Here is a 16,274-nt window from a genome sequence, read left to right as displayed (position 1 = left end):
GGGCACCGCGGCCCGCAGCCGCAGACACGGCCGGACGGACGAATAGTCGGGCCGACGGAGGCGTGTTGTCGAGGGTCGTTTCTCGCTGGCGACGGTGACACTCCGCTCGTGCCCGACCGCACGCGGTACCGCACCACCATCACACACGACCCCGACACCGACGTGGGATGACACGTCGAGAGCTTCGTCGGCCCGACTATTCCGCGAGTCGCGCTGACACCCCCGCGGCGTCCCGCTTCTCGGATCGGAGATCCCTTCTCGCTTAGTGTGAGTTTATCTCACTTTCCCGTGAATGCAAGAGTGAATCGACACGAAGAGGAGCGAGCGTCACACACAGGTGCGGCGCAGTCTACGCGGCGTCGCTCCGCAATACGGCCATCAGCCTGCCGGGCGAACCGGCGACCTCCGGGACCACGAGCTCGAGATCTCCCGAGCCGTCGGCGGCCTCCGCCAGCTCGTACCGCTCGGTCGCTGCCCAGTCGAGCAGGTCCGCGGTCGTGGCGAAGTCGATGCCGGCCTCGACGAGGGCGCGGGTCAGCAGGCCCTTGGCCTGCTTGTTGAAGTGATTGAGGGCACGGACGTCTCCACTCTCGTCGCGGGCGAGCACGCGGACGTAGTGGGCCCCGCGGCGACGCGGGATCGGCCCCAACGCGGTATAGCCCTCGGACCGGAGATCCAGGATGAGACCGTCTCGCTCCTCCAGCACGGCGCCCGACGTCGGCGCCCAGCGTCTCTTGAGCGACGGCACCCCGCGCTCGAGCGAGAGTCGCGAGTCGAACGACAGCCGGTAGGCCGGGATGAGGTCCGCCGCACCCACGAGGCCGAGCAGCGCCGACTGCACTGCGACGGTGGACGCAGCGAATCCCAGCGCCTCCGGTGCCAGCGTCTGCGGCGCGAGCGCATCGTAGAGCACTCCGGTGTACCGCTCGAGTGCGGACATCGTCGGTGAGGTGAGGATGGCGCGGTTGCGATCGACCTCGCCGGCCTGCTTGGGGCCGAGCTTGAGCGCGCGGACCGCAGCGTCGCGATCCGCCGAGAGCGTCAGCACAGCGTCGATGACCTCGCGACGCACGGAGGTGAGCGAGGGGTGGCTGAGCAGCTCCAGATCGAGGGGCGCACCCACTCCCCCGTCCCTCTTCGTCTCGGAGGGCGGCAGGAGGATCAGCACGCTAGCGTCCGACGAAGGCGACCGCCGCCTCGACGTTCTGGCCGAGCGGCTGGGAGGTGTCCAGGGTGATGCGGGGCAGCGCCGCGCTGGCGCCCTTCCACTCCGCGTAGTCCTCGATGCTCTGCTCGACGGCGTAGCCCGTGATCGGCGTCTCGCGCTTGCTCAACCGGTCGCGGTGCAGCTCTTCGTCATCGCAGACGGTCTCCACGACGTGCAGGGAGACGCCGCAGCGCTCCGCGAGATCCCGCCACTGCAGGCGGGCCGGCTCGACGGCGTTCACCGCGTCGACGACGACCGAGCGGCCCGAGACGAGCACCTGCTCGGCCATGGTCTCCGCCACGAGGTAGGCGGCGAGGCCTGTCGGCTGGTCGGAGTCGATGCCTGCGCGCAGGATCGACGCCTCGATGGGATCGACGGAGATCGCGGTCGCGCCGATGCGGCTCGCGACGATCTCGCCGATCGTGGACTTGCCGGAGCCGGGCAGCCCCGCCATCACCACCAGCACGGGGACGCGGACGTCACCGAACTGGCGGTCGAGGGGGGCTGCCGGCTCCGCCATGTCAGACGAGCTCCGCCTGGCGGGCCACGACGGTGACCGTGTTGTTCTCCACGGAGAGGAAGCCGTCGTCGGCCTGCGCCGTGATCGACTCCCCGCCGTTCAGCGTCACGCGCACCTCGCCGGAGGCGAGGATGGCCAGCAGCGGCTCGTGGCCGGGCAGGATACCGATCTGCCCTTCCACGGTCCGAGCAACGACCATGCTCGCCTCGCCCGACCACACTTCGTGGTCGGCGGCGACGACGCTCACGTTGAGAACAGCCATGATCAGCCGTTCTCCTTCTGGATCTGCGCCCACTTCTCCTCGACGTCGGAGATCGCACCGACGTTGAAGAAGGCCTGCTCGGCGACGTGGTCGAACTCGCCCTTGGCGATGGCGTCGAACGACTCGATGGTGTCCTTGAGCGGAACGGTCGAGCCCTCGACACCGGTGAACTTCTTCGCCATGTAGGTGTTCTGCGAGAGGAACTGCTGGATGCGGCGCGCACGCGACACCGTGATCTTGTCCTCTTCGGAGAGCTCGTCGACACCGAGGATGGCGATGATCTCCTGCAGCTCCTTGTTCTTCTGGAGGATCTGCTTGACCGTGGTGGCCACGCGGTAGTGGTCCTCACCCAGGTAACGGGGGTCGAGGATGCGCGAGGTCGACGTCAGCGGGTCGACGGCCGGGTACAGGCCCTTCGACGCGATCTCACGGGAGAGCTCGGTCGTGGCGTCGAGGTGGGCGAAGGTGGTCGCCGGCGCCGGGTCGGTGTAGTCGTCCGCGGGGACGTAGATCGCCTGCAGCGAGGTGATCGAGTGTCCACGCGTCGAGGTGATGCGCTCCTGGAGGAGGCCCATCTCGTCGGCGAGGTTCGGCTGGTAGCCCACGGCGGACGGCATGCGGCCCAGCAGGGTCGAGACCTCGGAGCCGGCCTGGGTGAAGCGGAAGATGTTGTCGATGAAGAGCAGCACGTCCTGCTTCTGCACGTCGCGGAAGTACTCCGCCATCGTCAGGGCCGACAGGGCGACGCGCAGACGCGTTCCCGGCGGCTCGTCCATCTGGCCGAAGACGAGCGCGGTCTTGTCGAAGACGCCCGCCTCCTCCATCTCGTGGATGAGGTCGTTGCCCTCACGGGTGCGCTCGCCGACACCGGCGAACACCGACACACCGCCGTGGTCCTGCGCGACGCGCTGGATCATCTCCTGGATGAGGACGGTCTTGCCGACGCCCGCACCACCGAAGAGGCCGATCTTGCCACCCTGCACGTACGGCGTCAGGAGGTCGATGACCTTGATGCCGGTCTCGAAGAGCTGGGTCTTCGACTCGAGCTGGTCGAACGACGGCGGCTGGCGGTGGATCGGCCAGCGCTCGGTGATCTCGATCTTCTCGCCCGGCTCGGCGTTGAGCACCTGGCCGGTGACGTCGAACACCTTGCCCTTGGTCACGTCGCCGACGGGCACCGAGATGGGGGCGCCGGTGTCGCGGACCTCGCCGCCGCGGACGAGGCCGTCCGTCGGCTTCAGCGCGATGGCGCGGACCAGGTCGTCACCGAGGTGCTGGGCGACCTCGAGGGTGATCTCGGTCGACTGCTCACCGATGGTGATGGTGGTCTTCAGAGCGTTGTAGATGCCCGGGATCGAGTCGTGCGGGAACTCGATGTCGACGACCGGACCGGTGACGCGGGCGATGCGTCCCACGCCGGCCGGCTGCGCGGTCGAAGCCTGGGCCTCGGCGGTAGCGGTAGTCATGATTCGTTCTCTTCTCGTTGTGAAACTTCTCGGCCGGATGTCACTTGGCGCCGCTCAGCGCGTCCGCGCCGCCGACGATCTCGGAGATCTGCTGGGTGATCTCGGCCTGACGGGCGTTGTTCGCGAGGCGCGTGTAGTCGGTGATGAGCTTGTCGGCGTTGTCGCTCGCCGCCTTCATCGCCTTCTGCGTCGCAGCGTGCTTGGAGGCGGCCGACTGCAGCATGGCGTTGAAGATGCGGCTCTCGATGTAGACCGGGAGCAGCGAGTCCAGCACCGTCTCGACGTCCGGCTCGAACTCGTAGAGCGGGAGGACCTGGTTGCGGTCCGGCTCCTCCACACCCTCGACGACCTCCAGCGGGAGGAGGCGGACGACCTGCGGCTCCTGGGTCAGCATGCTGACGAAGCGGTTGTAGATGACGTGGATCTCGTCCACGCCGCCGTCCGATGCGTCGCGCAGGAAGGACTCCAGGATCGCGTCGCTGACCTCCTTGGCCTGCTCGAACTCCGGCGCGTCGGTGTTGCCCGTCCACACCCGCTCGAACGCGCGACGACGGAAGCTGAAGTAGCCCTGCGCCTTGCGTCCGATGAGGAAGTAGACGACGTCCTTGCCCTGGCTGCGGAGCAGCTCGGCGAGCTTCTCCGACTCCTTGAGCACGTTCGAGTTGAACGCGCCCGCGAGGCCGCGGTCCGACGAGAAGATGACGATCGCGGCGCGCTCGATCTTCTCCGGCTCCGTGGTCAGGACGTGCTCGACGTTCGAGTAGGTCGCCACCGCCGACACCGCGCGCGTGATCGCGCGAGCGTACGGCGACGAGGCGGCCACCCGCGCCTGCGCCTTCTGGATGCGTGAGGCGGAGATCAGCTCCATCGCACGGGTGATCTTCTTGGTCGTCTGGGCAGATCTGATCTTCTGCCGGTAGACCCGAAGCTGTGCTCCCATGTGTCTCCTAAGTTCCTACTGAGCGTGCCGGCTCAGCGCTTCGCCTTGACGATGCGCTCCTGGTCGACGTCCTCTTCCGCGATGGCCTCGAACTCCTCGCGCCCGACCGAGGCGAGCGGCTTGCCCTCGCCGGTCTGGAACTCGAGCTTGAACTTGTCGACCTCGGCGCCGAGCGCCTCGACCGTGCTGTCGTCGAGGACGTTGGTCTCGCGGAGCGTGGTCAGGATGTCGGTGTTGCGGCGCAGGTGGTCGAGCAGCTCGGATTCGAAGCGGAGCACGTCCTCGACGGCGACCTCGTCCAGCTTGCCGTTGGTGCCGGCCCAGATCGAGACGACCTGCTCCTCCACCGGGTACGGCGAGTACTGCGGCTGCTTGAGCAGCTCGGTGAGGCGCGCGCCACGGGCGAGCTGGCGGCGGCTGGCCGCATCGAGGTCCGACGCGAACATCGCGAACGCCTCGAGCGAGCGGTACTGGGCGAGCTCGAGCTTGAGCGTGCCGGAGACCTTCTTGATCGACTTGACCTGCGCGTCGCCGCCGACTCGGGAGACCGAGATTCCGACGTCCACGGCGGGACGCTGGTTGGCGTTGAAGAGGTCCGACTGGAGGAAGATCTGGCCGTCGGTGATCGAGATCACGTTGGTCGGGATGTACGCGGAGACGTCGTTCGCCTTGGTCTCGATGATCGGCAGACCGGTCATCGAGCCGGCGCCCAGCTCGTCGGAGAGCTTGGCGCAACGCTCCAGCAGGCGGGAGTGCAGGTAGAAGACGTCACCCGGGTAGGCCTCGCGTCCCGGCGGACGGCGGAGGAGGAGGGACACGGCGCGGTAGGCCTCTGCCTGCTTCGACAGGTCGTCGAAGATGATGAGGACGTGCTTGCCGCCGTACATCCAGTGCTGGCCGATGGCGGAGCCGGTGTACGGGGCGAGGTACTTGAAGCCGGCCGGGTCGGAGGCGGGGGCCGCGACGATGGTGGTGTACTCCATCGCGCCGGCGTCCTCGAGCGCGCCCTTCACCGAGGCGATGGTCGAGCCCTTCTGGCCGATGGCGACGTAGATGCAGCGGACCTGCTTGTTGACGTCGCCCGACTCCCAGTTGGCCTTCTGGTTGATGATCGTGTCGATCGCGATGGCCGTCTTGCCGGTCTGGCGGTCGCCGATGATCAGCTGACGCTGGCCGCGGCCGACGGGGATCATGGCGTCGATGGCCTTGATGCCGGTCTGGAGCGGCTCGTGCACCGACTTGCGCTGCATGACGCCGGGGGCCTGGAGCTCGAGCTCGCGGCGGCCCTCCGAGGCGATCTCGCCGAGACCGTCGATCGGGTTGCCCAGCGGGTCGACCACGCGGCCGAGGTAGCCGTCGCCGACCGGCACGGAGAGGACCTCGCCGGTGCGGGTCACCTCCATGCCCTCGACGATCTCGTCGAACTCGCCGAGGACGACGACGCCGACCTCGTTCTCGTCGAGGTTCTGGGCCAGGCCCAGGGTGCCGTTCGCGAAGCGGATGAGCTCGTTGGCCATCACGCCCGGGAGGCCCTCGACGTGCGCGATGCCGTCGGAGGCGTCGAGGACGTGTCCGACCTCGGTGGTCTCCGCCTTGGTCGGCTCGTACTGGGACACGAAGTCCTTGAGCGCGTCCCGGATCTCGTCGGGGCTGATCTGAATGTCTGCCATCGTTAGTTCCCTACCTGGGTTTCTCGTATAGAGGGCGGTCAGCCCGCCAGCTGAAGTCGAAGTTCGGAGAGGCGCGAGGCGATGCTGCCGTCGATGACGTCGTCGCCGATCTGGACGCGCAGTCCTCCGATGATCGTCGGGTCGACGACCAGGTTGAGCTTGAGGTCGCCGTACTTCGCGGCCAGGGTGCTGCGCAGGCGCTCCGCCTGAGCGGCGGCCAGCGGCTGCGCGGTGATGACCGTCGCGATGGTGCGGCCGTCCTGCGCCGCCACGATCCGGGCAGCCGACCGGAGCGACTCGCGAATGCTGCGGCCGCGCGGCTGGAGCACCAGCTGGCGCACGATGGCGACCGTCTGGGCGGACGCCTTGCCCTCGAGCAGCCGGTCGACGAGCGCGGCCTTGGCCTCGGGCGCCGCGAGCTTGCTGCGCAGCGCGAGCTCGAGCTCCGCGTCGGAGGTCACGGCCCCTCCGAACGCGAACAGCTCGGCCGCGATGTCGAGGTTGCGGGGCGCAGACGCGGCGATCGACCGGATCCCCAGCTCCTCCACGGCGTCGAGCAGGTCGTCCTGCCCTGACCAGCGGCCGGAGGCGACGGAGACCAGCAGCTCGACCGCCGGGGCGGAGAGCGAACCGAAGATGCGCTGCACGAGCGCGGTCTTCCCGGCCGGGTCGGCCGAGGGGTCGCTGAGGACCGCGCGGAGCTGGGCGGAGTCGGCGACGACTCGTCCTGCGGCGAACAGGTCTTCAGCCGTCGCCAGATCGGCCTTGGCCCCGAGCCCGGACAGAGCCGAGACGGAGCGGGCCAATGCTTCTCTGGTGGCGCTTCCCATTACTTGCTCGACCCTGCCTTCTCGCTGGTCTCGAGGTCCGCGAGGAAGCGGTCGACGATCGCCTGCGACTTCTTGTCGTCGGTGAGCGCCTCCCCGACCACGCCCGAGGCGAGGTCGATCGCGAGCGAGCCGACCTCGGTGCGCAGCGACACCAGGGCGGTCTGCCGCTCGGCTTCGATCTGCGCCTGAGCGGTCGCGGTCACACGGGCGGCCTCGGCCGTCGCGGTGTCCTTGGCCTCTGCGACGATCTTCTGACCGTCGGTGCGGGCCGTCTCGCGGATCTTCGCGGCCTCGGCACGGGCGTCGGCGAGCTGCGCGGTGTACTCCTCGAGCAGCGCCTCGGCCTTGTGCTGGGCCTCGTCGGCCTTCGCGATGTTGCCCTCGATCGCTGCTGCGCGCTCATCGAGCATCTTCTTCATGCGCGGAAGGACGAGCTTCCAGAAGAAGAACAGGATGATGATGAAGCAGATCAGCGACCCGATGATGTCCGGCCAGTGCGGGATCAGCGGGTTCGGCTGCTCCTCGCTGGCGGCGATCACGACACCACTTAGCATCGTTCCTCCTTACGGGATGGGCTAAAGAGGATTACTGGAAGATGAAGTAGGTCGCGATACCGATGAAGGCGAGCGCCTCGGTGAACGCGATACCGATGTACATCAGGACCTGGAGACGGCCGGCCAGCTCGGGCTGACGGGCGACGCCCTCGATGGTCTTGCCGACGACGATGCCCACGCCGATGGCCGGGCCGATGGCCGCGAGGCCGTAACCGACGGTGGCGATGTTGCCGTTGATTGCAGCGATGTCCACGTTGTGTGTTTCCTTCCGTGATGGCGATCCGTGCGGGTGCGCGGATCGTTCTTAGTGTTCCTCGGCGACTGCGAGCTGAATGTAGACAGCGGTGAGCAGTGCGAAGACGTAGGCCTGCAGGACTGCGACCAGGATCTCGAACAGGGTGAAGACGAAGCCGAAGGCGAAGGTGCCGACTCCGAAGAGCGACCACCAGCTACCCGCGGTGAAGAAGAAGAATGCAGTGGCGCTGAAGAAGAGCACCAGGAGCAGGTGGCCCACGACCATGTTCATCAGGAGTCGGAGCGTGAGCGTCACCGGCCGCAGGATGAACGTCGAGACGAACTCGATCGGCGTCACGATGATGTAGAGGAACCACGGCACGCCGGGCGGGAAGAGCGCGTTCTTGAAGAAGTTCTTCGGGCTCTTCTTGATACCGGCGTAGATGAAGGCGATGTACGCGACGACCGCCAGCAGCAGCGGGAGCGCGATGACCGAGGTGCCCGCGATGTTCAGGAACGGGATGATGCCCGTCAGGTTGAAGAACAGCACCATGAAGAAGATGGTGGTCAGCAGCGGGAGGAACCGGCGGCCGTCCTTCTTGCCCAGGAGGTCCTCCGCGATGTTCACGCGCACGAAGTCGAGACCCATCTCGACGACCGACTGGAACCGGCCGGGGATCAGCTTCATCTTGCGGGTGCCGAGCCAGAAGACCAGGATCAGCGCGAGAAGGGCGATGAGCCGGACCACGATGATGCGGTTGAACTCGAGTCCGCCGATGGTGAACAGGGTCGGGGGGAAGAACTCGTTGATCGAGGGGCCGGTGAAGCTTCCATCATCGGAGCTTGCGGCCTGGACCAGCAGGTTCACAGCGTTAGCTAGCAGCGCTATCTCCTGTTTCGGGGCGTCGAGCCTCAGGCCCTCGCGACGACGAACATGGGTACACCCGAGACCGAGCGCCGGTGAAGCGTGAAAGCGCGTTCGGGTGGGGGATCACTGACAACTCTACAAGAGTTTTCGCAGTGTAACGAATCGGATACGGCTCACTGCTTCTCCCCCGGCAGGGTGACGTCGCTCACGTAGGGGACGCGGGACCGGAAGACGACGATCATGTCGACGACGAGGGAGCCGATCACCCCGGCGATCAGGCTCAGGAAGAGCACCGTCGAGTTGATCCACGACTGGTCGCGCAGCAGGATCGCCAGCACCAGGAACAGCACGAACTTGAGGATCCAGCCGCCGAGGACGATGCCGAAGAAGAGCCCGACGAAGAGGTCGGACCCGATGAAGCGGTTGGCGATCAGGATGCTGACGGCCGTGATCCCGAGGAAGACGGCCGCCATCACCGTGCCGATGAGCGCACTGGTCACGCCGATCCATCCGGCGAAGATCCCGCCGAGCAGTGCGCCGACGACGGCGATCACCAGCGCGAGGATGAGGCCGTACTTGAGCACGTCCTTCAGCACGGGCGTGGAGGTGGGCTGGGCGGGCGTGGCCGGCCGGGGCGCGGGGGCGCCGTCCTGGTGGTCGGTCATCGGGACTCCTCGGAGGTGGGGGCGGACGGCCCGACGGCGGGCGTCGGATCGGAATAGGGGTGCCGCTCGCTGGCGGCGTCGAGCTGGTCGAAGCGGGCGGTCTCGGCCGCCTCCTCCGTGCCCGCGGGTGCGAGCTCGGCGGCGGCCTCCGTCAGCTTGCGGCGGCTGAGGGGCGCGAGCGTGAAGACCGTGCACACGACGAGCCCGACGGCGAGGAAGACGATCGCCATCCAGTACGGGTCGAAGAAGAACAGCAGGGAGCCGATCGAGACGACAGCGGTCCACGCGTAGAAGATGAGCACCGCGTGCAGGTGCGAGTGCCCCATGTCGAGCAGCCGGTGGTGGAGATGCTTGCGGTCGGCGCTGAACGGCGACTTGCCCGCGCGCAGGCGGCGGACGACGGCGAGGCCGAAGTCGAGCAGCGGCACGATGAGCACCGCGAACGGCAGGATGATCGGGATGAACGCGGGGACGAGGCTCGACCGGCCGAGGGTCTGCAGCGTCTCCGGGTTGATCGTGCCCGTGACCGAGATGGCCGACGTCGCCATCAGGAGGCCGATCAGCAAGGCCCCGGCGTCGCCCATGAACATCTTCGCGGGGTGCCAGTTGAGGGGGAGGAAGCCCGCGCAGGCGCCGACCAGGATGGCGGCGATCACCCCGGCGAGGCTGAAGTAGTTCTGCGGGCTGATCTCACGCTGGAGCAGATAGGTGTAGATGAGGAACGTGCCGTTGGCGATGAGCGCGACGCCGGCGACGAGGCCGTCGAGCCCGTCGATGAAGTTGATGGCGTTCATCACCAGCACGATGGCGAACAGGGTGATGACGATGCTCATGATCGGCGATCCGACCGTGAGGCCGCCGATCGGGAGCGAGAGGATCTGCACCCCGCCCAGCCAGCCGATCAGCCCTGCGGCGACGAACTGGCCGGCGAGCTTGGTCATCCAGTCGAGGTCCCAGATGTCGTCCGCCACACCGATCACCACGATCAGCAGGCTCCCGCCGAGGATCGCCAGGATGGGCCCGCTGTCTGAGAAGATCAGCGACAGCACCCCGAACTGGCTCGACAGCAGCCACGAGACCCCGACCGCGACCAGGATGCCGAGGAACATCGCGATGCCGCCGAGCCGGGGAGTCGGCCGCGTGTGCACGTCGCGCTCCCGGATCTTCGGGTACAGCCGGTACTTCAGGCTCAGCTTGTAGACGACGAGCGACATCCCGAACGTGATGACGGCCGAGATCAGGGCGAGGACGAGGAGGAGGGTCACGGCTCAGCTGTCCGTGGTGGCGTCCGCCGCGGCGTCGGCGCCCGCCTCGAGGGCGTCGCCGACGACCCCGCGCAGCTGCTCGACGGAGATCACGCCGTGGCGGAGGATGCGGAGCTTGCCCGCGCCGGCGGCGAGCGCGGTGGCGTCGACGATCGTAGAGGAGGAGTCCTTGCCCTCCACACGCTCGTACGACGAGCCCGCCTCTCCCCCGTCGAGGTACACGGACACGGAGTCGCCGAGCATCCCCTCGGCCTCCGCGGCGGTGCGGGCGGCGGGACGGCCGGTGAGGTTGGCGGACGAGACCGCGAGCGGGCCGGTCTCGGAGAGCAGCTCCAGGGCGATGGTGTCCTGCGGCATGCGCAGGGCGACCGTGCCGCGGGTCTCCCCCAGGTCCCAGACCAGGGACGGGGCGGCGGGGAGCACGATCGTGAGGCCGCCGGGCCAGAACGCTTTCACGAGCGCGTCGACCTCCGGTGGCACCGTCTCGGCGAGGGCGGCGAGGGTGGGGATGCCGGGGACGAGCACGGGGGGCGGCGACTGGCGTCCGCGGCCCTTCGCGTCCAGCAGCCGCTGCACCGCGGCGGGCGAGAACGCGTCGGCGGCGACGCCGTAGACCGTGTCCGTGGGGATGACGACGAGTTCGCCGCGACCGATGGCCGAACGGGCCAGACGCATGCCGGAGAGGAGCTCGGAGTCGACCGAGCAGTCGTAGATGGGTGCCATGACGGCACCCATGATAGTTGAGCCGCTGCAAGGTTCTCTGCGTCCACGGTCGATACTGGTATCGATGGACGTCTACTTCTTCGACTGCGACAAGACGCTCTACGACTACGACTTCCACCGGCGGCTGCCGAAGCTGGCGGAGCTGAGCGGCGTGAGTCAGTACCGTCTGGCCTCCACCTGGTGGGCGGGAGGGCATGAGCGAGCCGCCGAGATCGGCGAATACGCGACCAGCGAGGAGTACCTCGAGGCGTTCGCCGACGTGACCGGCGCGCGGCTGACGCTCGCCCAGTGGCAGGAGGCCAGGAAGGCCGCGATGACGCCGATCGCGGGGTCGATCGCCGCGCTGCGCGAGGCGGCGACGCTCGGCACGGTGTCGCTGTTGTCGAACAACCCGATCCCGTTCAAGGACTCCCTTCCGGTGCTCACTCCGGAGATCGTCGACGTGCTGCGCGACAACGACCTCGTGTCCGCCGTGCTCGGCGCCCGCAAGCCGGAGCGCCGCATCTACACCCGCGCGCTCGGCCGGTTCGGCGTGCAGCCGCAAGACGCGATCCTGTTCGACGACTCGCTGCCGAACGTCGAAGGCGCACGCGAGCTCGGCATGCACGCGCACCACTTCGTCAAGCGGGACGACGGAACATTCGACACCGACGGCCTGCTCGACGCCATCCACGCCTTCGCCGAGCGGGAGCGCTGAGGAGTGCTGTTCGTCTTCGACATGGACAACGTGCTCTACGAGTACGACTGGCGCACCCGCATGGCCGGGATGTCGCAGCTCACGGGTCTCAGCCTCGCCGAGCTGCGGGAGCGCTGGTGGCACCGCGAGGGCGAGTGGGCGGCGGAGGCCGGCGCGTTCGCCGACGAGGCGGCGTATCTGGACGCCCTGCAGGCGGCCCTCCGCGTCCCGGTCTCCGAGGAGGACTTCCTCCGCATCCGGGGCGCTGCGATGACACCGTGGCCGACCTCGCTGCGCGCCGTCGAGCGCGCCCAAGAGCTCGGCACCGCGACCCTGCTGACGAACAACGGCCCCCTGGTCGCGCGACGCCTGAGCCGGCTCGCTCCGGAACTGGTGCCCATCCTCGGCGTCGAGCACCTGCGCGCCTCCTCCGACTACGGAGCGCGCAAGCCGGATCCGGTGGTCTACCAGCGGGTGCTGGAGCGTTACGGGGCGCGTCCGGAGGAGACCTTCTTCGCCGACGACATGGTGGAGAACGTCGAATCCGCCGCCGCGCTCGGGATCCGGGCGCACCTCTTCCGCACGCCGGACAGGCTGCTCGACGCGGTCGAGCGGGCCGGCGAACTGGTCGCCTAGCGCCGCCCGCTCAGCGCAGCGCGGTCGTCGCCCGGTCGCGCGTCGTCAGATCGCGGTGCGTGGCGGCCGCACGCCAGCCGTCGGCCGTGAGCAAGGCACGGATGTCGGCGCCCTGCAGTTCGCCGTGCTCGAGCACCAGCGTGCCGCCCGGGCGCAGCAGACGCTGCGCGACGCGCGAGATGGTCCGCACGACATCCAATCCGTCCGGACCGCCGTAGAGCGCGGCCGCGGGGTCGAACAGGCGGACCTCCGGGTCGCGTGGGATGGCGGCGTCGGGCACGTACGGCGGATTCGAGATCACGACGTCGACCGATCCGTCGAGGTCGGGGAGCGCATCGGCGAGATCGATGAAGACGGGACGCAGGTTCGCGACGCCGGACTCGTCGACGTTGCGCCGGGTCCAGACGAACGCCTCCGGGGAGTTCTCGACGGCGAAGACGCGGGCATGCGGCACCTCCGTCGCCATCGCCAGGGCGATCGCGCCGCTCCCCGTGCCGAGATCGACCGCGACCGGCTCGGGAGCCGCGACCGAGCGCAGGGCGTCGATGGCGAACTGGGCGACCACCTCCGTCTCGGGGCGCGGCACGAAGACGCCCGGTCCGACGTTCAGCTCGAGCGACCGGAACGCGGCGCGGCCGGTGATGTGCTGCAGCGGCTCACGGGCCGCGCGGCGTTCCTGCAGCTCGCGCACGCGCTCCGCCTCGGCGTCCTCGAGTCGCTCCCCCATCACCGCGAGCGCCTGCACGCGCCCACGACTCACGCCGAGCACGTGGCCGACGAGCAGTTCGGCGTCGACATCGGGGTCGGGCACACCCGCCGCCGAGAGCACGGCGACGACACGGTCGAGGACGGAGCGGACGGAGGCAGGGCCGGGGGTCGCGGCAGAGGTCTCGGGAGGCATGGCCCACCGAGCCTATCGTCACGTTCGGCTCACGGGCACGCGCGCGGATTAGAGTGGAGGACGCTCCCCATCCACGGTCCGCCGCACCATCCCGCCACGAGGAAGAGGCCATGTCAGATCAGATTCAGGGTCACATCTACAACGACGTCACCGAGACGGTCGGCCGCACACCGCTCGTCCGGCTCAACCGGCTCGCCGAGGGCACCGGAGCGACGGTGCTCGCGAAGCTCGAGTTCGCCAACCCGGCCGGCAGCGTCAAGGACCGCATCGGCGTCGCGATCATCGACGCGGCCGAGAAGGCCGGCGCCCTGCGGCCCGGCGGCACCATCGTCGAGGGCACGAGCGGCAACACGGGCATCGCGCTGGCCATGGTCGGCGCGGCCCGCGGCTACAAGGTCATCCTCACCATGCCCGAGACGATGAGCAAGGAGCGTCGAGTGCTGCTGCGCGCGTTCGGCGCCGAGATCGTGCTGACCCCGGGGCCCGACGGCATGCGCGGCGCGGTCGAGAAGGCGCAGGAGATCGTCGCGAGCTCCGACAACGCCATCTGGGCGCAGCAGTTCGCCAACGCGGCCAACCCCGCCATCCACCGCGCCACCACGGCCGAGGAGATCTGGGCCGACACCGCCGGCGGCATCGACATCTTCGTCGCGGGCGTCGGGACCGGCGGCACCATCACCGGCGTCGGCCAGGTGCTCAAGGAGCGCAAGCCGGACGTGAAGGTCGTCGCGGTGGAGCCGGTCGACTCCCCCATCCTGAACGGCGGGAAGCCGGGCCCGCACAAGATCCAGGGCATCGGCGCGAACTTCGTCCCCGAGATCCTCGACACCACCGTCTACGACGAGGTCGCCGACGTCTCGTTCGACGACGCCGTCGCGATCGCGAAGAAGCTCGCCAGCGAGGAGGGCATCCTCGCCGGGATCTCCTCCGGTGCGATCGTCTGGGCCGCGCTCGAGCAGGCGAAGCGGCCGGAGAACGCGGGCAAGACCATCGTCGCGATCGTGTGCGACACCGGCGAGCGGTACATCTCCACGCCGCTCTGGGCCGACCTCCTGGACTGACGTTGCCCTTCGGACGAATGCGGGAGGACATCCGCAACGCACGCCGGCACGACCCGGCCGCACGGAACACCACCGAGGTCGCTCTGGCGTACTCGGGGCTCCACGCGGTCTGGACGTACCGCGTCGCCCACCGGATGTGGCGGGCCGGGCTGCTGACGCCCGCCCGCCTCCTCTCGCAGTTCGCCCGGTTCCTCACCGGCATCGAGATCCACCCCGGCGCCCGCATCGGCCGCCGCTTCTTCATCGACCACGGCATGGGCGTCGTCATCGGCGAGACCACGTGGATCGGCGACGACGTCATGCTCTACCACGGCGTCACGCTCGGCGGCCGCGGCAGCGGTCACGGCAAACGCCACCCCACCATCCGCGACGGCGTCATCGTCGGTGCGGGGGCGAAGGTGCTCGGTGCGATCATGATCGGCGAGCGCAGCGTGATCGGCGCCAACGCGGTCGTCACCAAGGACGCCCCGCCGGACTCCGTGCTCACCGGAGTCCCCGCACGCATCCGCGCGCGCTCGGGCCACGAGCAGATCGCCGGAGACGACTGGCTCGACCCGGCGCTCTACATCTGAGCCCGCCGAGGCGGCCCGAAGTGGGGTCCGGAGCGCCGAGGCGGCCGATTGTCAGCCGCCTCGCGGGTCAGTCGTTGCCGAGATCGGCGAGGCGCGCCTCCTCGTCGGCGAGGATGTTGGACTCGATGACGGGTTCGAGGGCGCCGTTCATGACCGCATCGAGGTTGTAGGCCTTATAGCCGGTGCGGTGGTCCGCGATGCGGTTCTCGGGGAAGTTGTACGTGCGGATACGCTCGGAGCGGTCCATGGTGCGGATCTGGCCCTTGCGGAACTCGGCGGCCTCGGCGTCCGCCTCCTCCTGCTGTTTGGCGAGCAGGCGCGCGCGCAGCACGCGCATGGCGGCCTCGCGGTTCTGGAGCTGGCTCTTCTCGTTCTGCATCGAGACGACGATGCCGGTCGGGACATGCGTGATGCGCACCGCGGAGTCGGTCGTGTTGACGGACTGTCCGCCGGGGCCGGACGAACGGAACACGTCGATCTTGAGGTCGTTCGGGTTGATGTCGACCTCCTCCGGCTCGTCGACCTCGGGGAAGACGAGCACGCCTGCGGCGGAGGTGTGGATGCGACCCTGCGACTCGGTCGCGGGCACACGCTGGACGCGGTGCACGCCGCCTTCGTACTTGAGGTGCGCCCACACCCCCTCCGCCGGGTCGCTGGAGCTGCCCTTGAACGCCACCTGCACATCCTTGACGCCACCCAGGTCGCTGGAGGTCTGCTCGATGATCTCGGCCTTCCAACGCTTGGAGTCGGCGTAGTGGAGGTACATGCGCAGGAGGTCTCCGGCGAACAGCGCGGACTCCGCCCCGCCCTCGCCCATCTTGATCTCCATGATGACGTCGCGGCTGTCGTTGGGGTCGCGCGGGATGAGCAGGCGGCGCAGCCTCTCGCTCGACTCCTCCAGCGATCGCTCGAGGCCGGGGATCTCCTCGGCGAACGCGGCGTCCTCCGCGGCGAGCTCGCGGGCGGCCTCCAGGTCGTCGGTCAACTGCTTCCACTCGTTGTACGAGGCCACGATGCGCGAGAGCTCGGCGTAGCGGCGGTTCACCTTCTTCGAGCGGACGGGGTCGCTGTGCAGCTCAGGATCGGACAGCTGCTGCTGGAGGTCGTCGTGCTCGGCGATGAGGCCGTTCACCGATTCGAACATGGGGGCTGCTTTCTCGAGGGAGGGAGGCGGGGGCCGGGAACGGAAAAGTGGCCCCCCCCCCCCCCCCCGGGCCCCCGGCG

General features: G+C 68.7%; 19 protein-coding genes. 4 read left to right on the top strand and 15 right to left on the bottom strand.

Annotated features, from left to right (window positions below):
- Window positions 1-349 precede the first annotated feature (349 nt).
- From LLS1_RS18280 to LLS1_RS18220, 13 genes are all read right to left on the bottom strand, one after another.
- Entirely contained in the window at window positions 350-1,168 is an 819-nt protein-coding gene (locus tag LLS1_RS18280) for a YaaA family protein (RefSeq protein ID WP_226657788.1), read from the bottom strand.
- A gap of 1 nt (window position 1,169) precedes the next feature.
- On the bottom strand, window positions 1,170-1,727 hold the full coding sequence (locus tag LLS1_RS18275; RefSeq protein ID WP_223360333.1) for an ATP-binding protein: 558 nt from the start codon (window positions 1,725-1,727) through the stop codon (window positions 1,170-1,172).
- Window position 1,728: 1 nt separating this feature from the next.
- Window positions 1,729-1,989 carry a F0F1 ATP synthase subunit epsilon gene (locus LLS1_RS18270; RefSeq protein WP_025157040.1) on the bottom strand — a complete coding sequence of 87 codons (261 nt, stop codon included), beginning with the start codon at window positions 1,987-1,989 and terminating at the stop codon, window positions 1,729-1,731.
- Between the two features lie 2 nt (window positions 1,990-1,991).
- Window positions 1,992-3,455 (bottom strand): F0F1 ATP synthase subunit beta, encoded by a 1,464-nt coding sequence (atpD, locus tag LLS1_RS18265; protein WP_223360332.1) that lies wholly within the window; start codon window positions 3,453-3,455, stop codon window positions 1,992-1,994.
- Window positions 3,456-3,495: 40 nt separating this feature from the next.
- A complete protein-coding gene (locus tag LLS1_RS18260; protein ID WP_226657786.1) occupies window positions 3,496-4,395 on the bottom strand; it encodes a F0F1 ATP synthase subunit gamma in 900 nt (299 codons plus the stop codon).
- A gap of 32 nt (window positions 4,396-4,427) precedes the next feature.
- Window positions 4,428-6,065, bottom strand: a complete 1,638-nt coding sequence (gene atpA, locus LLS1_RS18255; RefSeq protein WP_226657784.1) for a F0F1 ATP synthase subunit alpha — start codon at window positions 6,063-6,065, stop codon at window positions 4,428-4,430.
- A gap of 38 nt (window positions 6,066-6,103) precedes the next feature.
- Complete coding sequence (locus LLS1_RS18250; protein ID WP_223360329.1) at window positions 6,104-6,895, bottom strand: F0F1 ATP synthase subunit delta; 792 nt, start codon at window positions 6,893-6,895, stop codon at window positions 6,104-6,106.
- Entirely contained in the window at window positions 6,895-7,449 is a 555-nt protein-coding gene (locus tag LLS1_RS18245) for a F0F1 ATP synthase subunit B (protein WP_226657782.1), read from the bottom strand. The genes LLS1_RS18250 and LLS1_RS18245 overlap by 1 nt, the downstream gene beginning before the upstream one ends.
- A 31-nt stretch (window positions 7,450-7,480) precedes the next feature.
- The gene (atpE, locus tag LLS1_RS18240; protein WP_018190348.1) at window positions 7,481-7,702 is read right to left on the bottom strand and encodes an ATP synthase F0 subunit C; all 222 of its coding nucleotides are present in this window, start codon (window positions 7,700-7,702) and stop codon (window positions 7,481-7,483) included.
- 51 nt (window positions 7,703-7,753) lie between these two features.
- Window positions 7,754-8,551 carry a F0F1 ATP synthase subunit A gene (gene atpB, locus LLS1_RS18235; RefSeq protein ID WP_226657780.1) on the bottom strand — a complete coding sequence of 266 codons (798 nt, stop codon included), beginning with the start codon at window positions 8,549-8,551 and terminating at the stop codon, window positions 7,754-7,756.
- 173 nt (window positions 8,552-8,724) lie between these two features.
- Window positions 8,725-9,216 (bottom strand): hypothetical protein, encoded by a 492-nt coding sequence (locus LLS1_RS18230; protein WP_223360326.1) that lies wholly within the window; start codon window positions 9,214-9,216, stop codon window positions 8,725-8,727.
- Complete coding sequence (locus LLS1_RS18225) at window positions 9,213-10,481, bottom strand: MraY family glycosyltransferase (RefSeq protein ID WP_223360325.1); 1,269 nt, start codon at window positions 10,479-10,481, stop codon at window positions 9,213-9,215. The genes LLS1_RS18230 and LLS1_RS18225 overlap by 4 nt, the downstream gene beginning before the upstream one ends.
- Window positions 10,482-10,484: 3 nt before the next feature.
- On the bottom strand, window positions 10,485-11,204 hold the full coding sequence (locus tag LLS1_RS18220) for an L-threonylcarbamoyladenylate synthase (protein ID WP_226657778.1): 720 nt from the start codon (window positions 11,202-11,204) through the stop codon (window positions 10,485-10,487).
- A 64-nt stretch (window positions 11,205-11,268) separates the two neighbouring features.
- On the opposite strand from LLS1_RS18220, the gene LLS1_RS18215 reads away from it, so the two are divergent.
- Window positions 11,269-11,901, top strand: a complete 633-nt coding sequence (locus tag LLS1_RS18215; RefSeq protein ID WP_223360323.1) for an HAD family phosphatase — start codon at window positions 11,269-11,271, stop codon at window positions 11,899-11,901.
- Between the two features lie 3 nt (window positions 11,902-11,904).
- A complete protein-coding gene (locus tag LLS1_RS18210) occupies window positions 11,905-12,516 on the top strand; it encodes an HAD-IA family hydrolase (protein ID WP_226657776.1) in 612 nt (203 codons plus the stop codon).
- A 10-nt stretch (window positions 12,517-12,526) separates the two neighbouring features.
- Here LLS1_RS18210 and prmC read toward each other — a convergent pair whose 3' ends face one another.
- A complete protein-coding gene (prmC, locus tag LLS1_RS18205; protein ID WP_226657774.1) occupies window positions 12,527-13,417 on the bottom strand; it encodes a peptide chain release factor N(5)-glutamine methyltransferase in 891 nt (296 codons plus the stop codon).
- A gap of 110 nt (window positions 13,418-13,527) precedes the next feature.
- On the opposite strand from prmC, the gene cysK reads away from it, so the two are divergent.
- Both cysK and epsC read left to right on the top strand, forming a co-directional pair.
- Window positions 13,528-14,478, top strand: coding sequence for a cysteine synthase A (cysK, locus tag LLS1_RS18200; RefSeq protein ID WP_226657772.1), 951 nt, complete (start codon window positions 13,528-13,530; stop codon window positions 14,476-14,478).
- 17 nt (window positions 14,479-14,495) lie between these two features.
- Window positions 14,496-15,050 (top strand): serine O-acetyltransferase EpsC, encoded by a 555-nt coding sequence (gene epsC / locus LLS1_RS18195; protein ID WP_226657770.1) that lies wholly within the window; start codon window positions 14,496-14,498, stop codon window positions 15,048-15,050.
- A gap of 67 nt (window positions 15,051-15,117) precedes the next feature.
- Here the strand turns inward: epsC and prfA are convergent, their stop codons facing one another.
- Entirely contained in the window at window positions 15,118-16,194 is a 1,077-nt protein-coding gene (gene prfA, locus LLS1_RS18190) for a peptide chain release factor 1 (RefSeq protein WP_223360318.1), read from the bottom strand.
- Between the last annotated feature and the right edge of the window lie 80 nt (window positions 16,195-16,274).

Source organism: Leifsonia sp. LS1 (assembly GCF_020521355.1).
GTDB lineage: Bacteria > Actinomycetota > Actinomycetes > Actinomycetales > Microbacteriaceae > Leifsonia.
The sequence above is the reverse complement of the archived record's forward strand: the minus strand, read 5'-3'. Positions and strand labels throughout refer to the sequence as shown.

Bases quoted from the DNA above. Each gene is read 5' to 3' on its own strand.
- LLS1_RS18275 (WP_223360333.1), bottom strand. From the start codon at position 1,727: ATGGCGGAGCCGGCAGCCCCCCTCGACCGCCAGTTCGGTGACGTCCGC.
- LLS1_RS18270 (WP_025157040.1), bottom strand. From the start codon at position 1,989: ATGGCTGTTCTCAACGTGAGCGTCGTCGCCGCCGACCACGAAGTGTGG.
- atpD (WP_223360332.1), bottom strand. From the start codon at position 3,455: ATGACTACCGCTACCGCCGAGGCCCAGGCTTCGACCGCGCAGCCGGCC.
- LLS1_RS18260 (WP_226657786.1), bottom strand. From the start codon at position 4,395: ATGGGAGCACAGCTTCGGGTCTACCGGCAGAAGATCAGATCTGCCCAG.
- atpA (WP_226657784.1), bottom strand. From the start codon at position 6,065: ATGGCAGACATTCAGATCAGCCCCGACGAGATCCGGGACGCGCTCAAG.
- LLS1_RS18250 (WP_223360329.1), bottom strand. From the start codon at position 6,895: ATGGGAAGCGCCACCAGAGAAGCATTGGCCCGCTCCGTCTCGGCTCTG.
- LLS1_RS18245 (WP_226657782.1), bottom strand. From the start codon at position 7,449: ATGCTAAGTGGTGTCGTGATCGCCGCCAGCGAGGAGCAGCCGAACCCG.
- LLS1_RS18230 (WP_223360326.1), bottom strand. From the start codon at position 9,216: ATGACCGACCACCAGGACGGCGCCCCCGCGCCCCGGCCGGCCACGCCC.
- LLS1_RS18220 (WP_226657778.1), bottom strand. From the start codon at position 11,204: ATGGCACCCATCTACGACTGCTCGGTCGACTCCGAGCTCCTCTCCGGC.
- LLS1_RS18215 (WP_223360323.1), top strand. From the start codon at position 11,269: ATGGACGTCTACTTCTTCGACTGCGACAAGACGCTCTACGACTACGAC.
- prmC (WP_226657774.1), bottom strand. From the start codon at position 13,417: ATGCCTCCCGAGACCTCTGCCGCGACCCCCGGCCCTGCCTCCGTCCGC.
- cysK (WP_226657772.1), top strand. From the start codon at position 13,528: ATGTCAGATCAGATTCAGGGTCACATCTACAACGACGTCACCGAGACG.
- epsC (WP_226657770.1), top strand. From the start codon at position 14,496: ATGCGGGAGGACATCCGCAACGCACGCCGGCACGACCCGGCCGCACGG.
- prfA (WP_223360318.1), bottom strand. From the start codon at position 16,194: ATGTTCGAATCGGTGAACGGCCTCATCGCCGAGCACGACGACCTCCAG.